Source organism: Vibrio atypicus (assembly GCF_009811315.1).
GTDB classification, from domain to species: Bacteria; Pseudomonadota; Gammaproteobacteria; order Enterobacterales; family Vibrionaceae; genus Vibrio; species Vibrio atypicus.
The window spans coordinates 162,264-181,468 of the sequence record NZ_BLID01000005.1; the positions used below are offsets into that span (position 1 = coordinate 162,264).

At 42.9% G+C, this 19,205-nt stretch carries 15 protein-coding genes and 4 tRNA genes; 15 read left to right on the plus strand and 4 right to left on the minus strand.

Going from position 1 to position 19,205, the window contains the following annotated elements; translation table 11 throughout:
• Positions 1-154: 154 nt before the first annotated feature.
• Together GVO60_RS12540 and ihfA are read left to right on the plus strand one after the other, a co-directional pair.
• Positions 155-1,093 carry a tetratricopeptide repeat protein gene (locus tag GVO60_RS12540; protein WP_159654522.1) on the plus strand — a complete coding sequence of 313 codons (939 nt, stop codon included), beginning with the start codon at positions 155-157 and terminating at the stop codon, positions 1,091-1,093.
• Positions 1,094-1,515: 422 nt separating this feature from the next.
• Positions 1,516-1,812, plus strand: coding sequence for an integration host factor subunit alpha (ihfA, locus tag GVO60_RS12545; protein WP_159654524.1), 297 nt, complete (start codon positions 1,516-1,518; stop codon positions 1,810-1,812).
• A gap of 98 nt (positions 1,813-1,910) precedes the next feature.
• On the opposite strand, the gene GVO60_RS12550 is transcribed toward ihfA, so the two are convergent.
• Positions 1,911-2,231, minus strand: a complete 321-nt coding sequence (locus GVO60_RS12550; RefSeq protein ID WP_159654526.1) for an HI1450 family dsDNA-mimic protein — start codon at positions 2,229-2,231, stop codon at positions 1,911-1,913.
• 2 nt (positions 2,232-2,233) lie between these two features.
• Positions 2,234-2,800, minus strand: a complete 567-nt coding sequence (yeiP, locus tag GVO60_RS12555) for an elongation factor P-like protein YeiP (protein WP_159654528.1) — start codon at positions 2,798-2,800, stop codon at positions 2,234-2,236.
• A gap of 130 nt (positions 2,801-2,930) precedes the next feature.
• Between yeiP and GVO60_RS12560 the strand changes: the two genes are divergently transcribed.
• Positions 2,931-3,698 carry a nucleotidyltransferase domain-containing protein gene (locus GVO60_RS12560; RefSeq protein ID WP_159654530.1) on the plus strand — a complete coding sequence of 256 codons (768 nt, stop codon included), beginning with the start codon at positions 2,931-2,933 and terminating at the stop codon, positions 3,696-3,698.
• Between the two features lie 151 nt (positions 3,699-3,849).
• Complete coding sequence (locus GVO60_RS12565) at positions 3,850-5,844, plus strand: PTS sugar transporter subunit IIC/EAL domain-containing protein (RefSeq protein ID WP_225874928.1); 1,995 nt, start codon at positions 3,850-3,852, stop codon at positions 5,842-5,844.
• Between the two features lie 2 nt (positions 5,845-5,846).
• Here the strand turns inward: GVO60_RS12565 and GVO60_RS12570 are convergent, their stop codons facing one another.
• Positions 5,847-8,210 (minus strand): DNA polymerase II, encoded by a 2,364-nt coding sequence (locus GVO60_RS12570; protein ID WP_159654534.1) that lies wholly within the window; start codon positions 8,208-8,210, stop codon positions 5,847-5,849.
• Between the two features lie 400 nt (positions 8,211-8,610).
• Here GVO60_RS12570 and uvrY point away from each other — a divergent pair, with 400 nt between their 5' ends.
• The 9 genes from uvrY to GVO60_RS12615 all read left to right on the plus strand — a co-directional run bounded on the left by uvrY (position 8,611) and on the right by GVO60_RS12615 (position 14,558).
• Positions 8,611-9,255: a UvrY/SirA/GacA family response regulator transcription factor gene (uvrY, locus tag GVO60_RS12575; protein WP_038138544.1), complete on the plus strand. Its 645-nt coding sequence runs from the start codon at positions 8,611-8,613 to the stop codon at positions 9,253-9,255.
• Entirely contained in the window at positions 9,255-11,090 is a 1,836-nt protein-coding gene (gene uvrC, locus GVO60_RS12580) for an excinuclease ABC subunit UvrC (protein WP_159654536.1), read from the plus strand. The genes uvrY and uvrC overlap by 1 nt, the downstream gene beginning before the upstream one ends.
• A 72-nt stretch (positions 11,091-11,162) precedes the next feature.
• Entirely contained in the window at positions 11,163-11,720 is a 558-nt protein-coding gene (gene pgsA / locus GVO60_RS12585; protein ID WP_159654538.1) for a CDP-diacylglycerol--glycerol-3-phosphate 3-phosphatidyltransferase, read from the plus strand.
• A gap of 243 nt (positions 11,721-11,963) precedes the next feature.
• Positions 11,964-12,037, plus strand: a tRNA-Cys gene (locus GVO60_RS12590).
• Between the two features lie 3 nt (positions 12,038-12,040).
• A tRNA-Gly gene (locus GVO60_RS12595) sits at positions 12,041-12,116 on the plus strand.
• A gap of 79 nt (positions 12,117-12,195) precedes the next feature.
• Positions 12,196-12,282: transfer RNA gene (locus tag GVO60_RS12600), tRNA-Leu, on the plus strand.
• Between the two features lie 15 nt (positions 12,283-12,297).
• Positions 12,298-12,373, plus strand: a tRNA-Gly gene (locus tag GVO60_RS12605).
• Positions 12,374-12,575: 202 nt separating this feature from the next.
• Positions 12,576-13,049: a hypothetical protein gene (locus GVO60_RS12610; RefSeq protein WP_371862458.1), complete on the plus strand. Its 474-nt coding sequence runs from the start codon at positions 12,576-12,578 to the stop codon at positions 13,047-13,049.
• An 18-nt stretch (positions 13,050-13,067) separates the two neighbouring features.
• On the plus strand, positions 13,068-14,558 hold the full coding sequence (locus GVO60_RS12615) for a sensor domain-containing diguanylate cyclase (RefSeq protein ID WP_159654540.1): 1,491 nt from the start codon (positions 13,068-13,070) through the stop codon (positions 14,556-14,558).
• Here GVO60_RS12615 and GVO60_RS12620 read toward each other — a convergent pair.
• Complete coding sequence (locus GVO60_RS12620; protein WP_159654542.1) at positions 14,555-15,637, minus strand: PQQ-dependent sugar dehydrogenase; 1,083 nt, start codon at positions 15,635-15,637, stop codon at positions 14,555-14,557. The two genes, GVO60_RS12615 and GVO60_RS12620, sit on opposite strands and share 4 nt — an antisense overlap.
• A gap of 222 nt (positions 15,638-15,859) precedes the next feature.
• Here GVO60_RS12620 and GVO60_RS12625 point away from each other — a divergent pair, with 222 nt between their 5' ends.
• Together GVO60_RS12625 and GVO60_RS12630 are read left to right on the plus strand one after the other, a co-directional pair.
• Positions 15,860-16,648, plus strand: a complete 789-nt coding sequence (locus GVO60_RS12625; protein ID WP_159654544.1) for a TetR/AcrR family transcriptional regulator — start codon at positions 15,860-15,862, stop codon at positions 16,646-16,648.
• Positions 16,649-16,823: 175 nt separating this feature from the next.
• Positions 16,824-19,202, plus strand: coding sequence for an efflux RND transporter permease subunit (locus GVO60_RS12630; protein ID WP_159654546.1), 2,379 nt, complete (start codon positions 16,824-16,826; stop codon positions 19,200-19,202).
• Positions 19,203-19,205: the final 3 nt, after the last annotated feature.

The following is a 19,205-nucleotide window of genomic DNA, read 5'->3' on the forward strand; positions in this document are numbered from 1 at the left end:
CTGCTGCCACTAATACGCAAACGATTTTATAGTAAATGTTAAGTGTCTTCATAAATCGAAATTAAAAACCTTTGTACAAAAGAAGGTAAGTTATCAGAGAATATTTTGGTATGACGTACCATTAAATTATCGCTGCGCTAACTTTTACTTAGATATGAACACTTTTACTCAATACTCAGATGCAAATAACAAGGCTCTTGAGCTCTTAACCGGTTTACAGGGGGATAGAAACATTGCCGACGTAGAGCAGGCCATTCAAGCACTTGATGGTATCTCTGAAACCTATAGAGAGCAGCTAAGTCCGTTGTTTTATGAGTTTCTTGAATCGACGTTAAGCTACCGTCAAGGCCATCTATCTCAAGCTTTGGAATGCTACGAACACTTGCTTTCTCAGTTTCGCCGCCCTGAGGAATACACGTTGTTTCCCTATGTATGTGTCTATATTGGTACAATCTATATGCAGCGCGGTCAGTATCAACTTTCACAACATTATTATTGTCTTGCGGAAAAGAACTTGGAGCGGCCAGATAACAAGCTGCTTGCGTTTTTAAATGTGAATTTGAGCGGTACTTACTTGCAGCAGAAAGAGTGGAAGCAAGCGTTAATTTGCAGCTTAAGAGCACTAGAATACAATGAGGACGTTTGCCACGAAGGTGCACATTCAATGGGCCTTCTTAATTCTGCGTTGGCTTATACGAAGCTCGGGCAGTTTGAAAAAGCAAAAGAGCAACTTGATCTTTGCGTCGATTTTAGCGAACAAAAGAATTTGCTCCACGCTAGTGCCTATACTCAACTCTACCTTGCGGTTTGGTTTGATGCTCGACACGATGAACAAAGTGCGCAGCAAGCTTTCCACCAAGCTTTTCGTTTGACAAAAAAACATGGAGACTCATTGCTCCAAATTGAATTCTTTGAAGCCTATGTGACGTTCTTGTTCAATGTTGGCAACTACACGCAAATATTGGTTTTTATCGAGAAAATATTGCCTAGCCCAGCGCTCAAACAGTCCCTCCCTGCAAAGTTAGCTCTGTGTCGAATGGCGTTAAAGAGTGTAGAGACGTTAGGAGACGCTAAGCTATTTGAGGAGGATTGATAAGTTGCAACAGCAGGAGAGAGAGTTTCGTAGCAAGCTATGCTCAAAGAGTATTTCGGCATATTCTTTCTGAAGAATAACGAATATCAGCGATAAGACACTGATTTTATGTGTAAATGAGCATAAGCTTACTTCTAGGGTGGGTATTTTGGAGTTATATATCAATAATTCTATCAATTTAGTCTAATCTTTTGAATGTTAAGGTTAATCTTCGACCTTTTTACTACGAAATAGTGATTTAACTAGATGGATTTGTTGTCTGTTTTTGCCTTATACCTGAACAATTGAGAAAAAAGTTGGCGAAAATCATAAGCTTGGCATACACTTTCAAAAGTAAGGCTGATATGTTGTTGATTGGCCTAGCGAAAGTTTAGGTGTCACCTATAGGTGGCAATGTTTAACACAGCTTTGAGGAAAGTTTTATGGCGCTCACAAAGGCCGATTTGGCTGAGAACCTGTTTGAGAAGCATGGATTCAGTAAACGGGATGCCAAGGAAACGGTTGAGGCGTTTTTCGAAGAAGTTCGTAAGGCACTAGAAGATGGCGAACAAGTAAAATTGTCTGGCTTCGGTAACTTTGATCTTCGAGATAAAAATGAACGTCCAGGTCGAAACCCAAAAACGGGTGAAGACATTCCTATCAGTGCTCGACGCGTAGTTACCTTCCGTCCAGGTCAAAAACTGAAAGCACGTGTAGAAAATATTACTATTGAAGATTAATGCTTCGCACGATGTGTAGCTTTAATCTAGCTGCCTAACGTTTTAGACCAGCAAAAAAACACCCAAGTCATGCTTGGGTGTTTTTATATCTGGCTTTGTTAGTCACGCTTCCACAAAATGTGGCAGAACTTATGTTCCGGATCACGACTTACCAGTAAACGAGCAAATACATCATCTAAGACATCATTTTCTTCGTTTACTAAACCTACACGAACTTCTGCATAGACCTCTTTATCTACATCGAAACCCACGTGACCCGACCAATCATCGCCTGTTTCCACAAGTTCAGCGGCACCACGTTCTTCAAATTGAGCTGTGAAGATAATCACGTCAGCTGCTTCTAGGTTATCAGGAGCCATCTCAAGGAAGATGTCGTAAGCGGTATCTATGGTGTCATCGTAAGAGATCAAGTCAGTCATAATTATGCACGGCTCATGTATTTGCGTTCAGTTGTGTTGATGATGATGCGATCACCAGTAGCGATATACTCAGGTACTTGTACTGTTAGGCCTGTTGGTAGGCGAGCTGGTTTAGTACGAGCAGAAGCAGAAGCGCCTTTAATTGACGGATCCGTTTCTTCAATCACCATTTCAACAGAAGCAGGTAGTTCAATACCTACAGCGCTACCGTTTACTAGGATTACCTGCAAACCTTGAATATCTTCAGTGATGAATAGTAGTTCGTCTTCGATTTCATCTTTTTTGAAGGTGAACTGAGTGTAATCTTCATTATCCATGAAAATGTACTCGTCACCATCAACGTAAGAGAAAGAAGAGTTACGTTTGAACATATCAACCGTATCGACTACGTCGTCAGATTTGTAACGCTCATCAACGCGAGCGCCAGTGTTTAGGTCAGTACAACGCAGCTTGTAGATTTTAGCGCCGCCACGGCCACCTGGAGTCGTAACTTCAATATCTTTGATTAGTAGTGTTTTGCCGTTAGATTCGATAGCAAAACCTTTTTTAAGCTCACTTGCCTTAGGCATGAACGTTTTCCTTTGTATGGTGTTGAATCCGACTATTATATACCTAGCCTTATGCAGAAGGAATATCTTGATTCATTACCCGTGGTAGGCGAACATTAGAAGACTGAAGAATTTTAATTAAATCACCCAAATGTACCTCTCTAGCATTGACCCAAAACAGCCTTTTCAAGCGCCTTATCAACCTGCGATCAATGACGTTGTCAGTTTTTTGACCAGTGGGTTAGGGGAAAACTTACACAGTATTTATGTTTACGGAAGTGTTGCTCGAAAAATGGCGATTGCAGGTCAATCAAATCTAGATGTGATCATATTGACTCACCAATCTTTCGCAGAGAACAAAACGGCGTTACTTAACTCTATTAAGTGGCGCTTCCAAAAGAGTTATCCGTTTATCACCGAAATTAACTTTAAGTGCGCGTTTGTCAGCGATGTTGTCAGCCTAGAGAGTATTTTTTCTTGGGGCTTTCAATTGCGCCACTGTGCGGTGTGTATTCATGGTGAAGATCTTGCGGAATGCTTTGGTGACTATGAACCGAGTTGGGAGATTGCCAAACACTGGAATATGGATGTTGAAGATTGGGTAGCGGTGTATCGTAATCGCATTGCGAGAGCAGATAAAGAAGCAGACCTTATTAAAGCGCAAAAGATCATCGCAAAGAAGTTATTAAGAGCAAGCTATTCATTGGTAATGTATAGAGACAAAAACTGGTTTGATGATCCTACCGTTTGTGGCCAGCAGTTTTTACGTTACCACCCCGAGAAACAAGTTGAAATTGAACGTTTAGGGATACTTCTTTCAGGTAGATTGATCGCCAAACGCTCTGTAATTGGGATCTTGGACGGCTTTGGAAATTGGTTAGTGAAACAATACAAAAAAACGGAGTTTCGGATTGGCTAAGTATCAGAAATATTTAATTTTCTGATATATTTATTAGTAACTGTGCTAGCTTTATAGAAGGATGTTTATTGAGGTTAGTATGCAGCAGGAAAGCAGCAACAGTAGTCAGCCGACTCACCGTATTACGATAGCTAGTATAGGAAAAGCTATCATGCCTTCTTTACAAGCTATCAGAGAAGGAATGGTGTGGCTTATTCCTTGTTTAATGATCTCTTCCTTTGCACTGTTTTTTGCCAGTATTGGAGAGTTTATCGCTGGCTATCGTTACCCTTGGATTGAGCATTTTTACTCACTACATAATGCTATCGCAGAGTTCTTTCCTTACCTCATGACGTCCACTATCTCATATGTATTGGCAATGCGGTGGCGTTTACCACGTCCTCCTATCGCATTGTTGATGGTGACCTTTCTGGTGGTAGTGAGCTATGTGATCCCAGAAGAGCAAACCGTTCTTATTTTTCATATCATTTTGGCTATCATCACGCCTCTCTACGCAATTCCAGTACTCGCGTACTTGCTAAGGTTTGACGCTTTAAAACTAACGCGAACTGAATCGGCGGGGCGAATCGTAAAAGAGTCACTCAACTTAGTTATTCCAGCTATTTTGACCTCTTTTGTTGTTCTTGCCGCGAATTTCGTTGTTGTTAGTACATTATCTGATATTGAATTTCTTTCACTTCTCTCCGTTGATTACGCGAATTCGCCTACGCTATTTGGGGTGACCTTTGCCGCGCTTAACTCGACGCTCTGGTTTCTAGGTGTACATGGCTATTATGCTTTACTACCCATGGTCGAGTTACTTCAAGAAGCGAGCAATTTAAACTATTCAACTATTCTGGCTGGAGGCTCTGCTCAATATCACATGAACCTATCGTTTATGGGCTCTTTTGTGTTTATTGGTGGTAGTGGCGCAACGTTTTCTTTGGTTGTCGCGTTACTGGTTTTTGCGAAGCAGCGAAGCTTGAAACTCATTGCGTTAGCAAGTATTCCCATTGGTTTGCTAAACATTAATGAAATTTTGCTGTTTGGTTTGCCTATTATTTTTAATCCGCGTCTGTTTTTGCCTTTTTTACTCGTCCCAATTAGTAATGTGATGATCAGTATGGTTGCGGTTTCTTTTGGTATCGTGAGTTCGCCATCGGTTTCTGTCCCTTTCAATAGTCCTATATTGCTGAATGCATGGATGGCTACTGACGGTGATATTTCTGCGGTATTCCTGCAGTTGTTTAATATTGCTGTTGGTGTGGTTATTTATTATCCAGCAGTGAATGCGATGAACATTGCTAAGCAACGTGCCGACATCCACCTTTCTGCCTTTGACACTTCATACACGCGCAGAGAGGAAGAAGCGCGAATGTTGATGGACGATCCAATCGCACAAGCCAATCTGCGAGAGAAACAGGCGTTGCGAGTTGAGCAAGAGCTTGAGCAAATTGGTCAGCGCGATTTTTGTTTAGAGTATCAACCTCAGGTATCGAGTGTGACGGGGAAAACAGTGGGTTGTGAAGCGTTGATTCGCTCAGTGAATGCCCAAGGGAAGTTGCAATACCCTAATACGTTTTTGCCTTGGTTAGAAGAGGCGGGCTTAATGAAAGATGTCGATCTATGGGTATTTAAACAAGTCATCAATGATCTCCAGGAGATGCAAAGTCATGGTATCTACCTACCCGTAAGTGTCAATGTCACCGCAGATATATTAGTTGACCAAGATTATATGAATCAGCTTGTTAAAGTGATTTCACCATATGCTCGTTTTATTCATATTGAAATCACAGAAGAAACACTGTTGTCAGACGAAACGTTAGTTGCTGCTGCCTTTAACCGTTTGCATCAAATGGGCGTGAAGGTACATATAGACGATTTTGGCACAGGTTTCTCGTCGTTGAGTTACTTAAATAAGTTTGATGTGGATGTGTTAAAGGTTGATCGATCGTTTGTTTTAGCACTCGTCACGGGTAAGGGAAGAAAGGTATTTGGCAGTATCTTGTCGATTGCAAAAGAGTTAGGTCTAGAGGTCGTGGTTGAAGGAGTAGAGAGCCAAGAACAGCTTGATCTTATTCCAAAGGAGCAAAGCATCGCTGTTCAAGGGTGGTACTACGCCAAATCATTACCGATCAACAGACTGATTGAGTACGTAGTTAAGTAACGCTAAAAGAGCCCTAGTTGCGGCTCACTAAGTGAACTGAAATCCAAACCGATAAATGGCAAGATAGCTTCAGCGACAGGCTTTAGCTGTTTATCAATGTAATGCTGATAATCAATGGCACTTTTTAGATACTCTTTCGGCTCTGGCCCTGAGATAGTGATCAAGTACTCAATGCGACCGCGGTTTTGGTATTGGAGAGGGCGACCAAGCTGGCCGTTGATCTCATCCGCCATTCGAGCTGCGCGAACTTGAGGAGGAATGTTCTTTTGATATTCATGCAGTTTTCGACGTAAACGTTTTTGATACACAAGTTCATCGTCAAATTCGCCTGCTAAAGTGCTTTCGACAAAGCTGCGAACATAATCGCTTGGGTTTTCGCCATGGAATACCATTGAATAAAGTTTGGACTGAAAGCGTTGGGCAAGGGGCGTCCAGTCGGTTCGAGCACTTTCTAAGCCCTTAAACACGATACGCTCTTGCTCTCCTTCACCAATGAGTCCGGCATAGCGCTTTTTAGATCCCGTTTCTTGGCCTCGGATGGTTGGCATAAGAAAGCGGCGATAGTGTGTCTCATATTCAAGTTCTAGAATCGAGGTCAGGTTGTACTCTTCTCGTAAGTGTTTTGTCCACCACGCATTGATGTGTTCAACCAAAGACTGACCAATTGCGTCAGCTTGTTGCTGCGAGAACTGGCCGTTTAAAGAAACAAAAGTAGAATCGGTATCGCCATAAATAACTTGGTAGCCTTGCTCTTCGATCAACCTTTTAGTGGTCTTCATGATCTCATGCCCACGCATCGTGATGCTTGATGCTAAACGAGTATCAAAGAATCGACACCCTGAGGATCCTAAAACGCCATAAAATGAATTCATGATGATTTTAATTGCCTGAGAGAACGCTTTTTCATTGTTCTTCTTGGCGATATCTCGCGCTGCCCATAAATCTTCGATCATCTTAGGCAGAAAATGTTTATCGCGGGCAAATTGGCCGCCTCTAAAGCCAGGTACCGCTTGGTCTTCATCTAAACCTATTTCTAACTGTAAACCTTCGATGAGTCCCATAGGGTCAATCAAGAAAGAACGAATGATGGACGGGTAGAGGCTTTTGAAGTCAAGCACCAGCACTGAGTCATAGAGATTGGGGATTGAGTCCATAACATAACCGCCGGGGCTGGCTATCCAGTTCTCAGGGTGCAGGTTAGGTGCAACATACCCGGCCCGATGAATTTGCGGTAAGTAGAGATTAGTGAACGCCGCAACGGAGCCTCCAACACGGTCAAGCTCTACGCCTGTTAAACGTGAGCGCTCTATTGCAAATTCAAGCAAATGTGTGTGAGCGAAGATTTTATTGACTAGCACGCAGTCTTGAAGATTGTATTTGGCGAGAGAAGGTTTGTCCTTTCTGAACATATGATTGATTTCATCCATACGATCATGAACATTGTGGATTTGCTTTCCTTCACCCAGAAGCTCCTGAGATACGGCCTCAAGCGACCAGCTTCGAAAATGATAAGTTGCTGTTTTTAGCGTGTCGATACCATCCATAACGACGCGGCCAGGAATAGAGATAAACCCTTGTTGGGTAGTATTCGAACTGCGGAAAAAACTAGCTTGATTCCCTCGGCCGATATTGAGCTTCAGCTTATTCCATTCAGCTCGTTTGTGGAGCAATCGGAAATCAAAGTCGATAACATTCCAACCGATGATTACATCAGGGTCAAATTGGTTAAACCAACGAATCATTGCAACTAGTAGCTCGTGTTCATCTGAGACCCATTTAATCGGTGTTTCAGCCGGTTGAGGTTGACCTATCATGATGACGCGACTGTCCATTGGGCTGTCTAGCCCTATAGAGTATAAAATCCCTTTTTCAGAGCATTCAATATCTAGTGAGACGACTTTGAGTGATGGCGTATAGTCACCTTGTCGACATTTTACCTGGGTAACACGTTGGAATCCGTTTCGTGATTGCGCAATGCCAGTAAACTCAACGCTGCCTTTAATAAAACGTTCCATCAGATAGCGGTCGGCTAAGCGAATGTCATCCTCTAAGACTAATAGATCATGATTCTTTAGCTGGTGGCTTAACGTTTGTGAGTCCTTGGTCGTGTTGGTGTAGCAGGCAACCATAGGCGTCGCTTTAAAATCTTTGAGCGGTAACGGTTTAAACGTAGAGTTAATTCGTTGTTCTTGAGCGAGGTTTTCAGCGGCAGACAAATGCTCTTGAGAAATGAAGAACACAGGCTTTTCATTTTCAATAATTAGTTGAGTAGGGCCTTGCTCCGTTGCAAGCCATAAGTCGATTTGAGTCGTGCCAGAAAAATCGCGGGCTTGCCGAGTTAGTAAAAAACCGTGGTTAATCGTCATTGTTTCACTGCTAAATATTAAGGCGAAGCGTCAGAAGTAAGCTTCGCCCCATAGATTAACATAACCATGTGCAGGAACAGAAAATCATCTTTTTGGGCAGTGTTTTTTTCAAGAGGGCGGACTGTGTTGGAGTATCCCAAGGCTGCTCACTGAAGAGAATACGAATGAGCCAAACTCTCTCTAATTTGAGACGGTTGACAGTTTTTGATATGTAAGTGACTGATTTGAAAGTTACAATGAAAATAATCGGTAGTTCTGAAAATAAGTACTTGCTAAACTTTGCGTTTGCGCACATATTCAGAATAAGCAAATTCTCAAATTTGCGTTAAAATAAGCGACCATGCTGTTACTTTCTTGATGAGAGTTAACAGAGCTGAACAAATAGTGTGGAGATACAAGTTTGATAAGTGTTTTCCTTGTAGATGATCACGAGCTGGTTCGCACAGGGATACGACGTATTATTGAAGACGTCCGTGGAATGAACGTAGCAGGGGAAGCTGAGAGCGGTGAAGATGCAGTGAAATGGTGTCGCAGTAATCATGCTGACGTCATTTTGATGGATATGAATATGCCGGGTATTGGTGGTTTAGAAGCAACCAAAAAAATCTTGCGATTCAATCCTGATGTTAAGATCATCGTTTTAACTGTTCATACGGAAAATCCGTTTCCAACTAAAGTGATGCAGGCCGGTGCAGCCGGATACCTGACTAAAGGCGCAGGACCAGATGAAATGGTCAATGCAATTCGAGTGGTGAACAGTGGCCAACGCTACATTTCGCCTGAAATCGCGCAACAGATGGCTCTGAGCCAATTCTCTCCAGCATCGGAAAACCCTTTTGCCGATCTATCTGAGCGTGAATTGCAGATAATGATGATGATCACCAAAGGACAAAAAGTGACTGATATTTCAGAACAACTGAATTTGAGTCCAAAAACGGTGAACAGTTATCGCTATCGACTATTTAATAAACTCGATATCAGTGGTGATGTAGAGTTAACTCATCTCGCGATACGTCATGGAATGTTAGATACCGAGACGTTGTAGTGACCACTTCATTTGACTCGGTTTCGTTCCTTAAAACAGTAACGAATCAGCCCGGTGTTTATCGTATGTATAACACCGAGGCTGTCGTTATTTATGTCGGCAAAGCAAAAGATCTTAAAAAACGCCTAACGAGCTACTTCCGGAAAAAGGTAGACAGTGAAAAAACACGGGCGTTAGTCAGCCATATTGCTAAAATTGATGTCACAGTAACGCACACTGAGACAGAAGCACTGATCCTTGAGCACAACTACATTAAGCAGTACTTACCTAAGTACAATGTGTTGCTGCGAGACGACAAATCTTATCCATATATTTTCATCAGTGGTCATAAACATCCTCGACTTTCGATGCATCGTGGTGCTAAAAAGCGCAAAGGGGAATACTTTGGCCCTTATCCAGATTCCGGTGCGGTACGTGAAACGCTGCATCTGATTCAAAAAATTTTCCCTGTCCGTCAGTGCGAAGATACGGTTTATAGCAACCGCACTCGCCCCTGCTTGATGTATCAAATTGGCCGCTGTGCCGCTCCTTGTGTAAGTTCTGTTATTAGCGATCGAGATTATGCTGAGATCGTTGAGTTAGTACGCCTGTTTCTACAGGGTAAAGATCAAAAAATTCTAGAGTCGCTTGTTCAGAAAATGGAAGAGGCGAGTAAGACACTCAATTTTGAAGATGCCGCTCGGTTCAGAGACCAAATTCAAGCGATTCGTCGCGTGCAAGAACAGCAGTTCGTTTCTGAAGATTCGATGGATGATATGGATGTATTGGGTTTTGCTCAAGAAAATGGCATTGCATGTATTCATATCTTAATGATTCGCCAAGGAAAGATTCTGGGGAGTCGTAGTCACTTTCCTAAAATCCCAAATAATACAACGCAAGAGGAAGTCTTCTATAGCTTCCTTAGTCAGTATTATCTAGCACATAACGAAGCGCGCACGATTCCTACTAGAATCATTCTTAATTCTGGTCTATTGGATGAAGGGCAAGAACCGCTTCAACAAGCGTTGACCTCACTAGCAGGCCGTAAGGTGCATTTTCATGTTAACCCAACAGGGACTCGTGGCAGGTATCTAAAACTTTCCAATACGAATGCTTTGACGGCTATCACGACTAAGATCAACCACAAAATGACGATCTCTCAGCGATTCAAAGAGCTTCGAGAAGTTCTCGGAATGGAAAACATTGCGCGAATGGAGTGTTTTGATATTTCGCACACGATGGGTGAAAGTACGATTGCATCCTGTGTGGTATTTAACCATGAAGGCCCCGTTAAGCAAGAGTATCGTCGATATAACATCACCGGAATTACAGGTGGTGATGACTATGCGGCAATGGGGCAAGCATTAGAACGTCGTTATTCTAAGCAGCTAGATGTCGAGAAGATTCCTGATATTGTCTTTATTGATGGTGGTAAAGGTCAACTTAATCGAGCTCACGAAATTATCTCTCAATGTTGGAGTGAGTGGCCAAAACGACCGCGACTGATTGGCATTGCTAAAGGGGTGACACGTAAACCAGGTTTGGAAACTTTGATTACCACTGATGGTGAAGAGTTTCATTTACCGAGTGATGCTCCTGCTTTGCACTTAATGCAGCATATTCGTGATGAGAGCCATAATCATGCGATTGCTGGTCACCGAGCTAAACGTGGAAAAACACGAAAAACCAGTGCTTTAGAAGGAATTGAAGGGGTAGGGCCAAAACGTCGCCAAGCATTACTCAAATATATGGGCGGCTTGCAAGAACTAAAACGCTCTAGCGTAGAAGAAATCGCCAAAGTGCCGGGGATAAGCCATTCTTTGGCAGAAAACATTTATCAAGCATTGAAACAATAACAAAAATCCCGCACCATAAGGGACTGTTTTCAAGCAGTAAACAGCGCGACACGATAAGAGCCACTAATAAATATGCGTTTAAATATCCCTAACATTCTATCTTTGATGCGACTTTTCCTTATTCCGGTATTCGTCGTTGTATTTTATCTCCCGTACAGTTGGGCTCCATTTGCAGCCGCTATGGTGTTTTGGGTCGCCGGATTTACCGATTGGCTTGATGGCATGCTGGCTAGAAAACTAGGCCAAACATCTCGTTTTGGGGCTTTTATTGACCCAGTGGCGGATAAAGTCCTTGTTGCCACGGCACTGATTCTGATTACAGAGCACTATCACTCGATTTGGGTGACGATTCCAGCAGTGACAATGATTGCCCGCGAGATCATCATCTCTGCACTGAGAGAGTGGATGGCAGAAATTGGTAAACGTGCAAGTGTTGCTGTTTCTTGGGTAGGAAAAGTAAAAACAGTCAGCCAGATGTTTGCTTTGTGGGTTCTGATTTGGCGATATGATGACTGGATGGCATGGCTTGGCTTCGGCGCTTTATATGTCGCGACATTCCTCACCTACTGGTCGATGGCTCAATATTTGATGGCAGCAAAAGATGATCTGCTTGATGAAGAACATCACTAAAAGATTTTAAAACGGGCACATGCCCGTTTTTTTGTATCTGAAGAAAGGTATAAATCAATAAACTCTCCCGGATTCAACAGATTAGCGCTATGAAATTGAACAATATGAAGCTTTTTGAACGTTAATTAGACAAACGGTTCAAAAAATTAAAAATAGTGTTGACTCATTAGTTCGAATCCGTAGAATGCATCCCGTACCCAAGAGGAACGCAGAGAAATCAGCGCTAACCTCAAGGGAGATGAAGGCGCCTTGGCAGAGTGGCTATGCAGCGGATTGCAAATCCGTGGACCTCGGTTCGACTCCGGGAGGCGCCTCCACTTGCGACACTAGCTCAGTTGGTAGAGCGCAACCTTGCCAAGGTTGAGGTCACGAGTTCGAACCTCGTGTGTCGCTCCAAATTTTAGATAGCGATATAATCGATATCAGATGGTGTTTTACTTACTTCAGTAAAGGCATCACAAATTTAGATTTGTGTGCCCTGGTGGTGGAATTGGTAGACACAAGGGATTTAAAATCCCTCGACGTTCGCGTTGTGCCGGTTCAAGTCCGGCCCGGGGCACCATCTAACCAAGCTTATGCGACACTAGCTCAGTTGGTAGAGCGCAACCTTGCCAAGGTTGAGGTCACGAGTTCGAACCTCGTGTGTCGCTCCAAATTGAAAGCCCAGCATCATGCTGGGCTTTGTCGTTTCTAGCATTCCACTCCCACGACCTGATGATAAAATACTCAAAAAAGTATTAATTCATTCTCAAATCAAATAAAATGCGCCAAAGTTTATAAATTGCTTATGAGATTATCACTGAGAAGTGAGAGGCGTGTATCAAAAAAGTACTACTTTCGTGTGTAACAGCGTTTATTGCGCTTTGGTCTTACACTGCAAATTCTGAATCTGTGGCAAGTTACCCTCACGGGTGGCAGGATTGGCCTGTGGTTAAAGAATCCATGAACTTACCTGCTGATACCGTTTTACCTGAAGATGCTTCCCTCTTTATTCAGGAATCAGTGAGCGCATATAGCTGGATCAATAATGGCGAGGGCTCTCCACTGACGATTCGGGTCAACCCTAAGAAACTAACTCAATACGAAAATCATGGCCCTTATTCGGATGGGCCAACCGCAGTTGCGATCTCTGAAGTCCAGGGGATAGTGTGGGTGACTGAGCATGTTGATGGGGAAGCAATTTATGGTAGTTACAATAGGCAAGGACAAGACATTAGCTCAACTCACCCAACATTGCAGCCAAGCTTTTGTCAAAGATGCCACACGACCTACAAAGATATCTGCGTCAATGGAACCTGCGCCGAACCTGTATTGAATATGTTTGAGTAGGAGGGAAATTGGTTGAGTATGTCTAGAAAGTTTTATTTTCCTGTACAAAAGCTGACTATCAACCAAATGCTGTTCATTTCTCACATGATTTTAGTTATTACTATCATTTGTGGGTTAAGTTACTCCCGCTATAACAGTGAATGGGAACGCCAAGTTCATTACTCAGCTCTTTTGGCAAAACAATCTATCAACGCGCATATTAACTTCTTCTCTGGGTCTGTCGCGGGCGTCAATTACGCGAATCTTACGATGCCGACGACCAAACAGACTATCTCTTCTTTTGAAGATATTTTGTATTTTGAGATCAACGGTATTTCTGATTACTCGAAAAGAGCCGTTAATATACGTTACCTAGCAGAAACTAAAGAGCTATGGCGTGGTGACGTTACCCTCCAAGAAATTGAGATTATTGAAGATAGAATAGGCGCGCTTGAGTCAAAATTGGCGTCACCTTCTATGGTCAATCCAGTGACTATCAAAAAGTTAAACTATTTACTGAATCGAAAGAAAACTGAGTATTCGTTATTGAGCAAAAGTTTTAGTTTGACGCAGACAACCCAAGTAGCCTGGGGAAAGCCCCATGTTTCGGCACTTCAGTATCAACTTGATACGGAGGATTGTGTACTTCACATTCAAATTCCTCTTACCAATGACAATGGCGGTTATATATGGGCAGTCATTGATGCGAGCAAGCTTTCAGAAATCCAGAATTCACTCATTGAAGAGCTATTGGTTGAAGCTTTATTAGCTTTGTTAGTGTCATTAATTCTTATCTGGTGGGTGACTCATTGGCTTGTTTCTCCCTTGAAAAATTTAGCGAAGAGTATGAACTCGGAAGAAGCTTATAAAAACATTAATAAACTGCCTGAGTTGCAACGAGTAGATGAAATAGGTCAACTTGCTCGAGCTTACAAAGGGCTTCTGACGAAAATTGAAAGCCAATTAAACATATTACGAACTAAGTCAGACACAGACCCTTTGACTGGTCTCGGTTCGCGTTACAAATACACACACACAGTTAGTCCTTTTCTGAAACGACATCTGAATAAAGAGCAATACATAGGAATGATTGTTTGTGATGTAGACAATTTTAAAGCGTTCAACGATCTTTATGGCCACACTGAGGGAGACAATGCGTTAGCGAAAGTTGGTGGGAAAATTGCGGAGCTTGCGAGGGAGAGCGATTTAGCTTACCGCTATGGTGGAGAAGAGTTTGTTATCTTGTGTGCGAGGCCGACGGAATCGCAGCTGTATTACTTTACTGAGCGTTTGAAACTAGAGATTGAAGGGCTTGGAATTGTGCATACCGGAAATTTACCTTATCGCGTAGTGACTTTATCAATTGGTAGCGCGATCGTAAGCGCCAAAGATCTTCCCTCTGTAGTGATTGACTATCGAGAACTCCAGGAGAGGATGTTTAACATTGCAGATAAAGCTCTGTACTCATGTAAAGAGCTTGGTCGAAACCGTGTTCAATGGCGAGAAGCAAAAGAAGATGAGTCGGATTAACTTGGCGGGATAAGCTTGTAGATGTTTCCCTGATCCGTACTAAATATGATGCTCCCATTCGACGTCGTTTCAATATCGCGAATCCTTTCTCCCAAATCTTCTAAAATACGTTCTTCTTTCACTGCATTGTTTTGTGCATCAAGGGTGATGATATTGATATGAGCGCCTTTTAACGCCCCAGCAACCAACTTACCGTTAAGTTGAGGATATGTGCTACCTCGATAAAGAAGGAGCGAGCTTGGTGCAATAGAAGGAATATAGACATGCTTTGGAGAACGGATCCCATCCTTTTCTTGCGCTTCTCCCACTGAAATAGGCCCCCAGTATTCTTTACCATGAGAGGTGATAGGCCAACCATAGTTTTCGCCTTTAATGATTAGGTTGATTTCATCACCACCGCGCGGCCCATGTTCAATAGACCATAGGTTGCTAGTTAAGCGGTCGTAAAAAAGCCCTTGAGGGTTGCGATGCCCATAACTCCAAATCTCTGCCAAGGCGCCTTTTTTGTCTATAAAGGGATTGTCACTAAGAGCAGTGCCATCAAGGTTGATGCGTAATATTGCACCTGCATGCGTTGAGAGATCTTGCCCATTGCTCCGTTCACCTCTATCGCCGACGCTAAAAAAGATGGATGTATCATCAAAAGTCACACGGCTGCCAAAATGTCGGCCACCATCAGAACCAGATCGTGTAACAACTAGGTCTTGCCATTGGGAAAGCTTATTGTCATCGAGTTTCGCACGACTTAACGTGGTTTCGATAGCGTCTCTAACTTGTTTGGCGTAGGTGAAGTAAATCGTTTGAGAGTCGAAAGGTGAACGCGCAATATCCAATAAACCACCTTGACCAGAGATGGTGACATTGGGATGTGAGGCAATCGGAGTATAGTGCTTGTTTGCTAAGTTAAGTATTCCGATTCGGCCATTTTTCTCGCTGATGATGACTCGGTCCTCGCCAATATCGCTTACCCCCCACGGAACATGAAGCCCTGAAGTAATGAGCTCGGCTTTCCATGCGTGTGCCAGAGTAGGGAGTTGAAGTAGAGCTAAGGCAAGTATCCAACGAATCGCGAGTTTCATTTTAGTCATCCTTTCTAAGCGTCTCTCTATCTTAGCATTGCGACATATAATAGCTGTAACAAATCTTTTTTATAAAAAGCCTTGATGTGATCAATAAATGCGCTATTATGACGAAGTGTCAAAAATGACGAGTCGTCATAAAAAGTGATTTATCACGTTATGACTATTCGTGTTACAATTAAGACGTTCAAGGAGTAACGGATAGAGACGGATTGATTCATCATGTTTGGCTTTGGCTGTAAAAAAAGTGATAAGAGTGAGCGAGCGGGTTGTAGTTTTGGTCGAACCAAAAAACAGCAAGCGATCGCAGATAGAGAAGTAGAGCTTACCCTGTTAGCTAAATCCTTAGTGCAAGAGCAGGGATGGAGCAACTTGTCTATGGATAAGCTGACATCTGCAAGTGCCTACTCTAAAGGAACTATCTACAATCACTTTAGTAGCAAAGAAGATGTGATACTCGCACTGTGTATTCATTCGTTGAAAAGCGAAGCGATATTGTTCGCAAGAGCCGCTGAATTTGAAGGCAGCACTCGTGAAAAGATTGTCGCGATGCATGTAGGTTATCGAATCTACGCACGAATGGAGCCGGTATTGTCTACCTGTGCGATCATGGCGAAGAGCCCTTGGGTTCTTGAGAAAGCATCGCCTGAGCGAGTCAAAGAGCTGAATCAATTGGAAGAAAGTGTGATAGGTAGCGCCGATCAATTAGTAAACTTTGCTGTTGAGCAAGGCGATCTCAAGTTTTCGCCTGGGATTGGCTCTGATGCGATTGTTTTTGCTAACTGGTCAATTGCCTTTGGTTCTAACGCATTAACGCAAAATGCGTCGAATAGTCACTGTATTAATCGTCTTCAAGATCCATTTTCAGTCTTACATAACGCGAATATGCTACTCGATGGTCTGAACTGGAAACCGCTTTCAACAGAATGGGATTACAGAAAGACATGGCAGAGAGTTGAAAAAGAGCTCTTTTCTCAAGAAGTAGAGTATCTCACGTCTGTCGGAAGATAAGTCACATGACAGAAAGCCCATAAAGGGCTTTTTAAATCAACGTTAGTGACGATTCGTCAAAAATGACATGCGAACATAAGTTCGATCGATTCATTTGAGTTTTGTTATTTAAATACCAGCATTTGCTGGTTTTTAAATAACAACTTTTGACGAAACGTCACAAACGGAGAGTGTGATGAATACAGAACAGACCAACCCCAATCAACCTTCCAAGTGGTTAACCATGCCAACTCGTGCTAGTTGGTGGGTATTGCTATTGACGATGCTATTGGTTGTTGCGGCAACCATTGGTGGAAAGAACCTCTATTTTAGAGGTGACTATAATATTTTCTTTGATGGCCAAAATGCTCAGCTTCGAGCTTACGATGAGATTCAGACAACGTTTGCCAAGTCAGACAATCTAGCCATCGTAATTGCGCCAAAAAGCGGCAATGTGTTCGAGCCAGAGACACTGACGCTTATCCAACAGCTCACTCAAGATGCATGGCAAATCCCTTTTTCGAGCCGCGTAGATTCCCTTGCTAATTATCAGCATACAGAAGCGTTTGAAGATGATTTGATCGTAGAAGATCTTCTGCTCGATGAATATGCATTTTCAGAGCAACGTATCGCGAAAATTAGGCAGATTGCGTTGTCAGAACCTGTCGTGAAACACTCGCTTATTTCTGAAAAAGGCGATGTCACGGTCATAAATATCACGGTTCAACTGCCTCAGTTAGATGAAACAGCCGAAGCGATGCAAGTAGTCGAGAGTGCGAATCAACTTATTGAGAAATACCAAGCTTTGTATCCAACGATGGAATTCCATAAGGCGGGCATCATTGCGATGAATTACGCGTTTATGGTTGCAGCGCAAGATGATAGCTCAACATTAGTTCCTACTATGTTGCTAGTTATCTTAGTCTTTTTAACCGTTATGCTGCGCTCTTTCCTAAGTGTTATTGCGACGCTGGTGGTGATCATTGGTTCAGTTGCAGCAACGATGGGGCTTTCTGGCTGGGCTGGGATGTTTTTAAGTACCGCGACGGTGAATATTCCAACATTGGTGATGACATTGGCAGTTGCAGACTGCGTCCATGTTATTGCAACGATGCGCCAGAATATGAAAAAGGGACATACAAAACAGTACTCAATTGATCAAAGCGTGACGATTAATTTCATGCCGATTTTGATTACTTCGGTGACGACGGCGATTGGTTTTTTGATGATGAACATGTCTGATTCACCAGTGCTAAGAGACTTTGGTAACTTGGCCGCTTTAGGCGTGATGATTGCGTGTTTCCTATCTGTCTCTTTGTTGCCAGCGCTGCTTAGGTTGTTACCAATTAAGGTCTATGTTGCGAGTGCCGAAGAGGAGAATTCATCAGATATTATGGATAAGCTGGGTGATTGGGTCGTGAGAAACCGTAAAGCTCTGCTACCTATCTCAGCTCTAGTGATCGCCGTTTCTGCTTCGTTATTACCTTTAAATAAAATTAACGATGAATCGGTTAAGTACTTTGATTCGCGTAGTGAATTTCGTCGCGCCGCTGATTTTATGGAAGAACGCATCAGCGGTATGACAAATATCAGCATTGCGATTAAAACCAATGAATCTCAAGGCATTGCCGATCCAACGTTTCTTCAAGCCGTGAGCGATTTTTCACAGTGGCTAAGAGACCAGCCAGAAGCGGATCACGTTGCAACATTGTCTGACGTATACAAACGTTTAAACAAAAACATGCATGGAGATGACCAGAATTACTACAAGCTGCCACTTGATCGTGAGCTTGCGGCTCAATATTTGCTGCTGTATGAGATGTCATTACCTTATGGCTTAGATCTAAACAATCAAATCAACGTTGATAAATCCTCCATCAAAATGGTTGTCACGATTGATAATTTAGGCAGTGTCGAGCTGGTTGATTTTGAAAATCGTGTGTATGAATGGTTTGCGACTCACGCACCACAATATCAAGTCGTGGCATCAAGCCCTTCTCTGATGTTTGCGCATATCGGTGAAACCAATATGGCGAGCATGTTATCGACACTCCCAATCACGCTGATCCTCATCTCTGCATTGATGATATTTGCGCTGCGTTCGATGCGCTTAGGCCTTATCAGCGTCGTGCCGAATATGGCGCCTGCCATCATTGGTTTTGGCTTATGGGCGGTGTTCTCAGGTGAAATCAATCTTGGCTTATCAGTCGTAGTGACCTTAACACTCGGCATTGTTGTCGATGATTCTGTTCATTTCTTATCGAAATACCAGCGTGCACGTCTACAAGGTCAATCTGCGGAAGAAGCAGTTCGCTACGCCTTCCATACCGTAGGTCGAGCATTATGGATCACAACCGTTGTGTTAGTTGCAGGGTTCTCAGTACTTGCTATGTCGAGTTTCAGACTCAATGCGGATATGGGCCAATTGAGTGCTCTAGTGATCTTTATTGCGCTGGTCGTCGATTTCGTCTTCTTGCCAGCACTGCTAATGCGTTTCGATACGGCTAGCTATGAACAAGCCGACTCCTCTCATGCAACGCATTCAGACGAACCAGCTACACAAACTCAAAGTTAATAA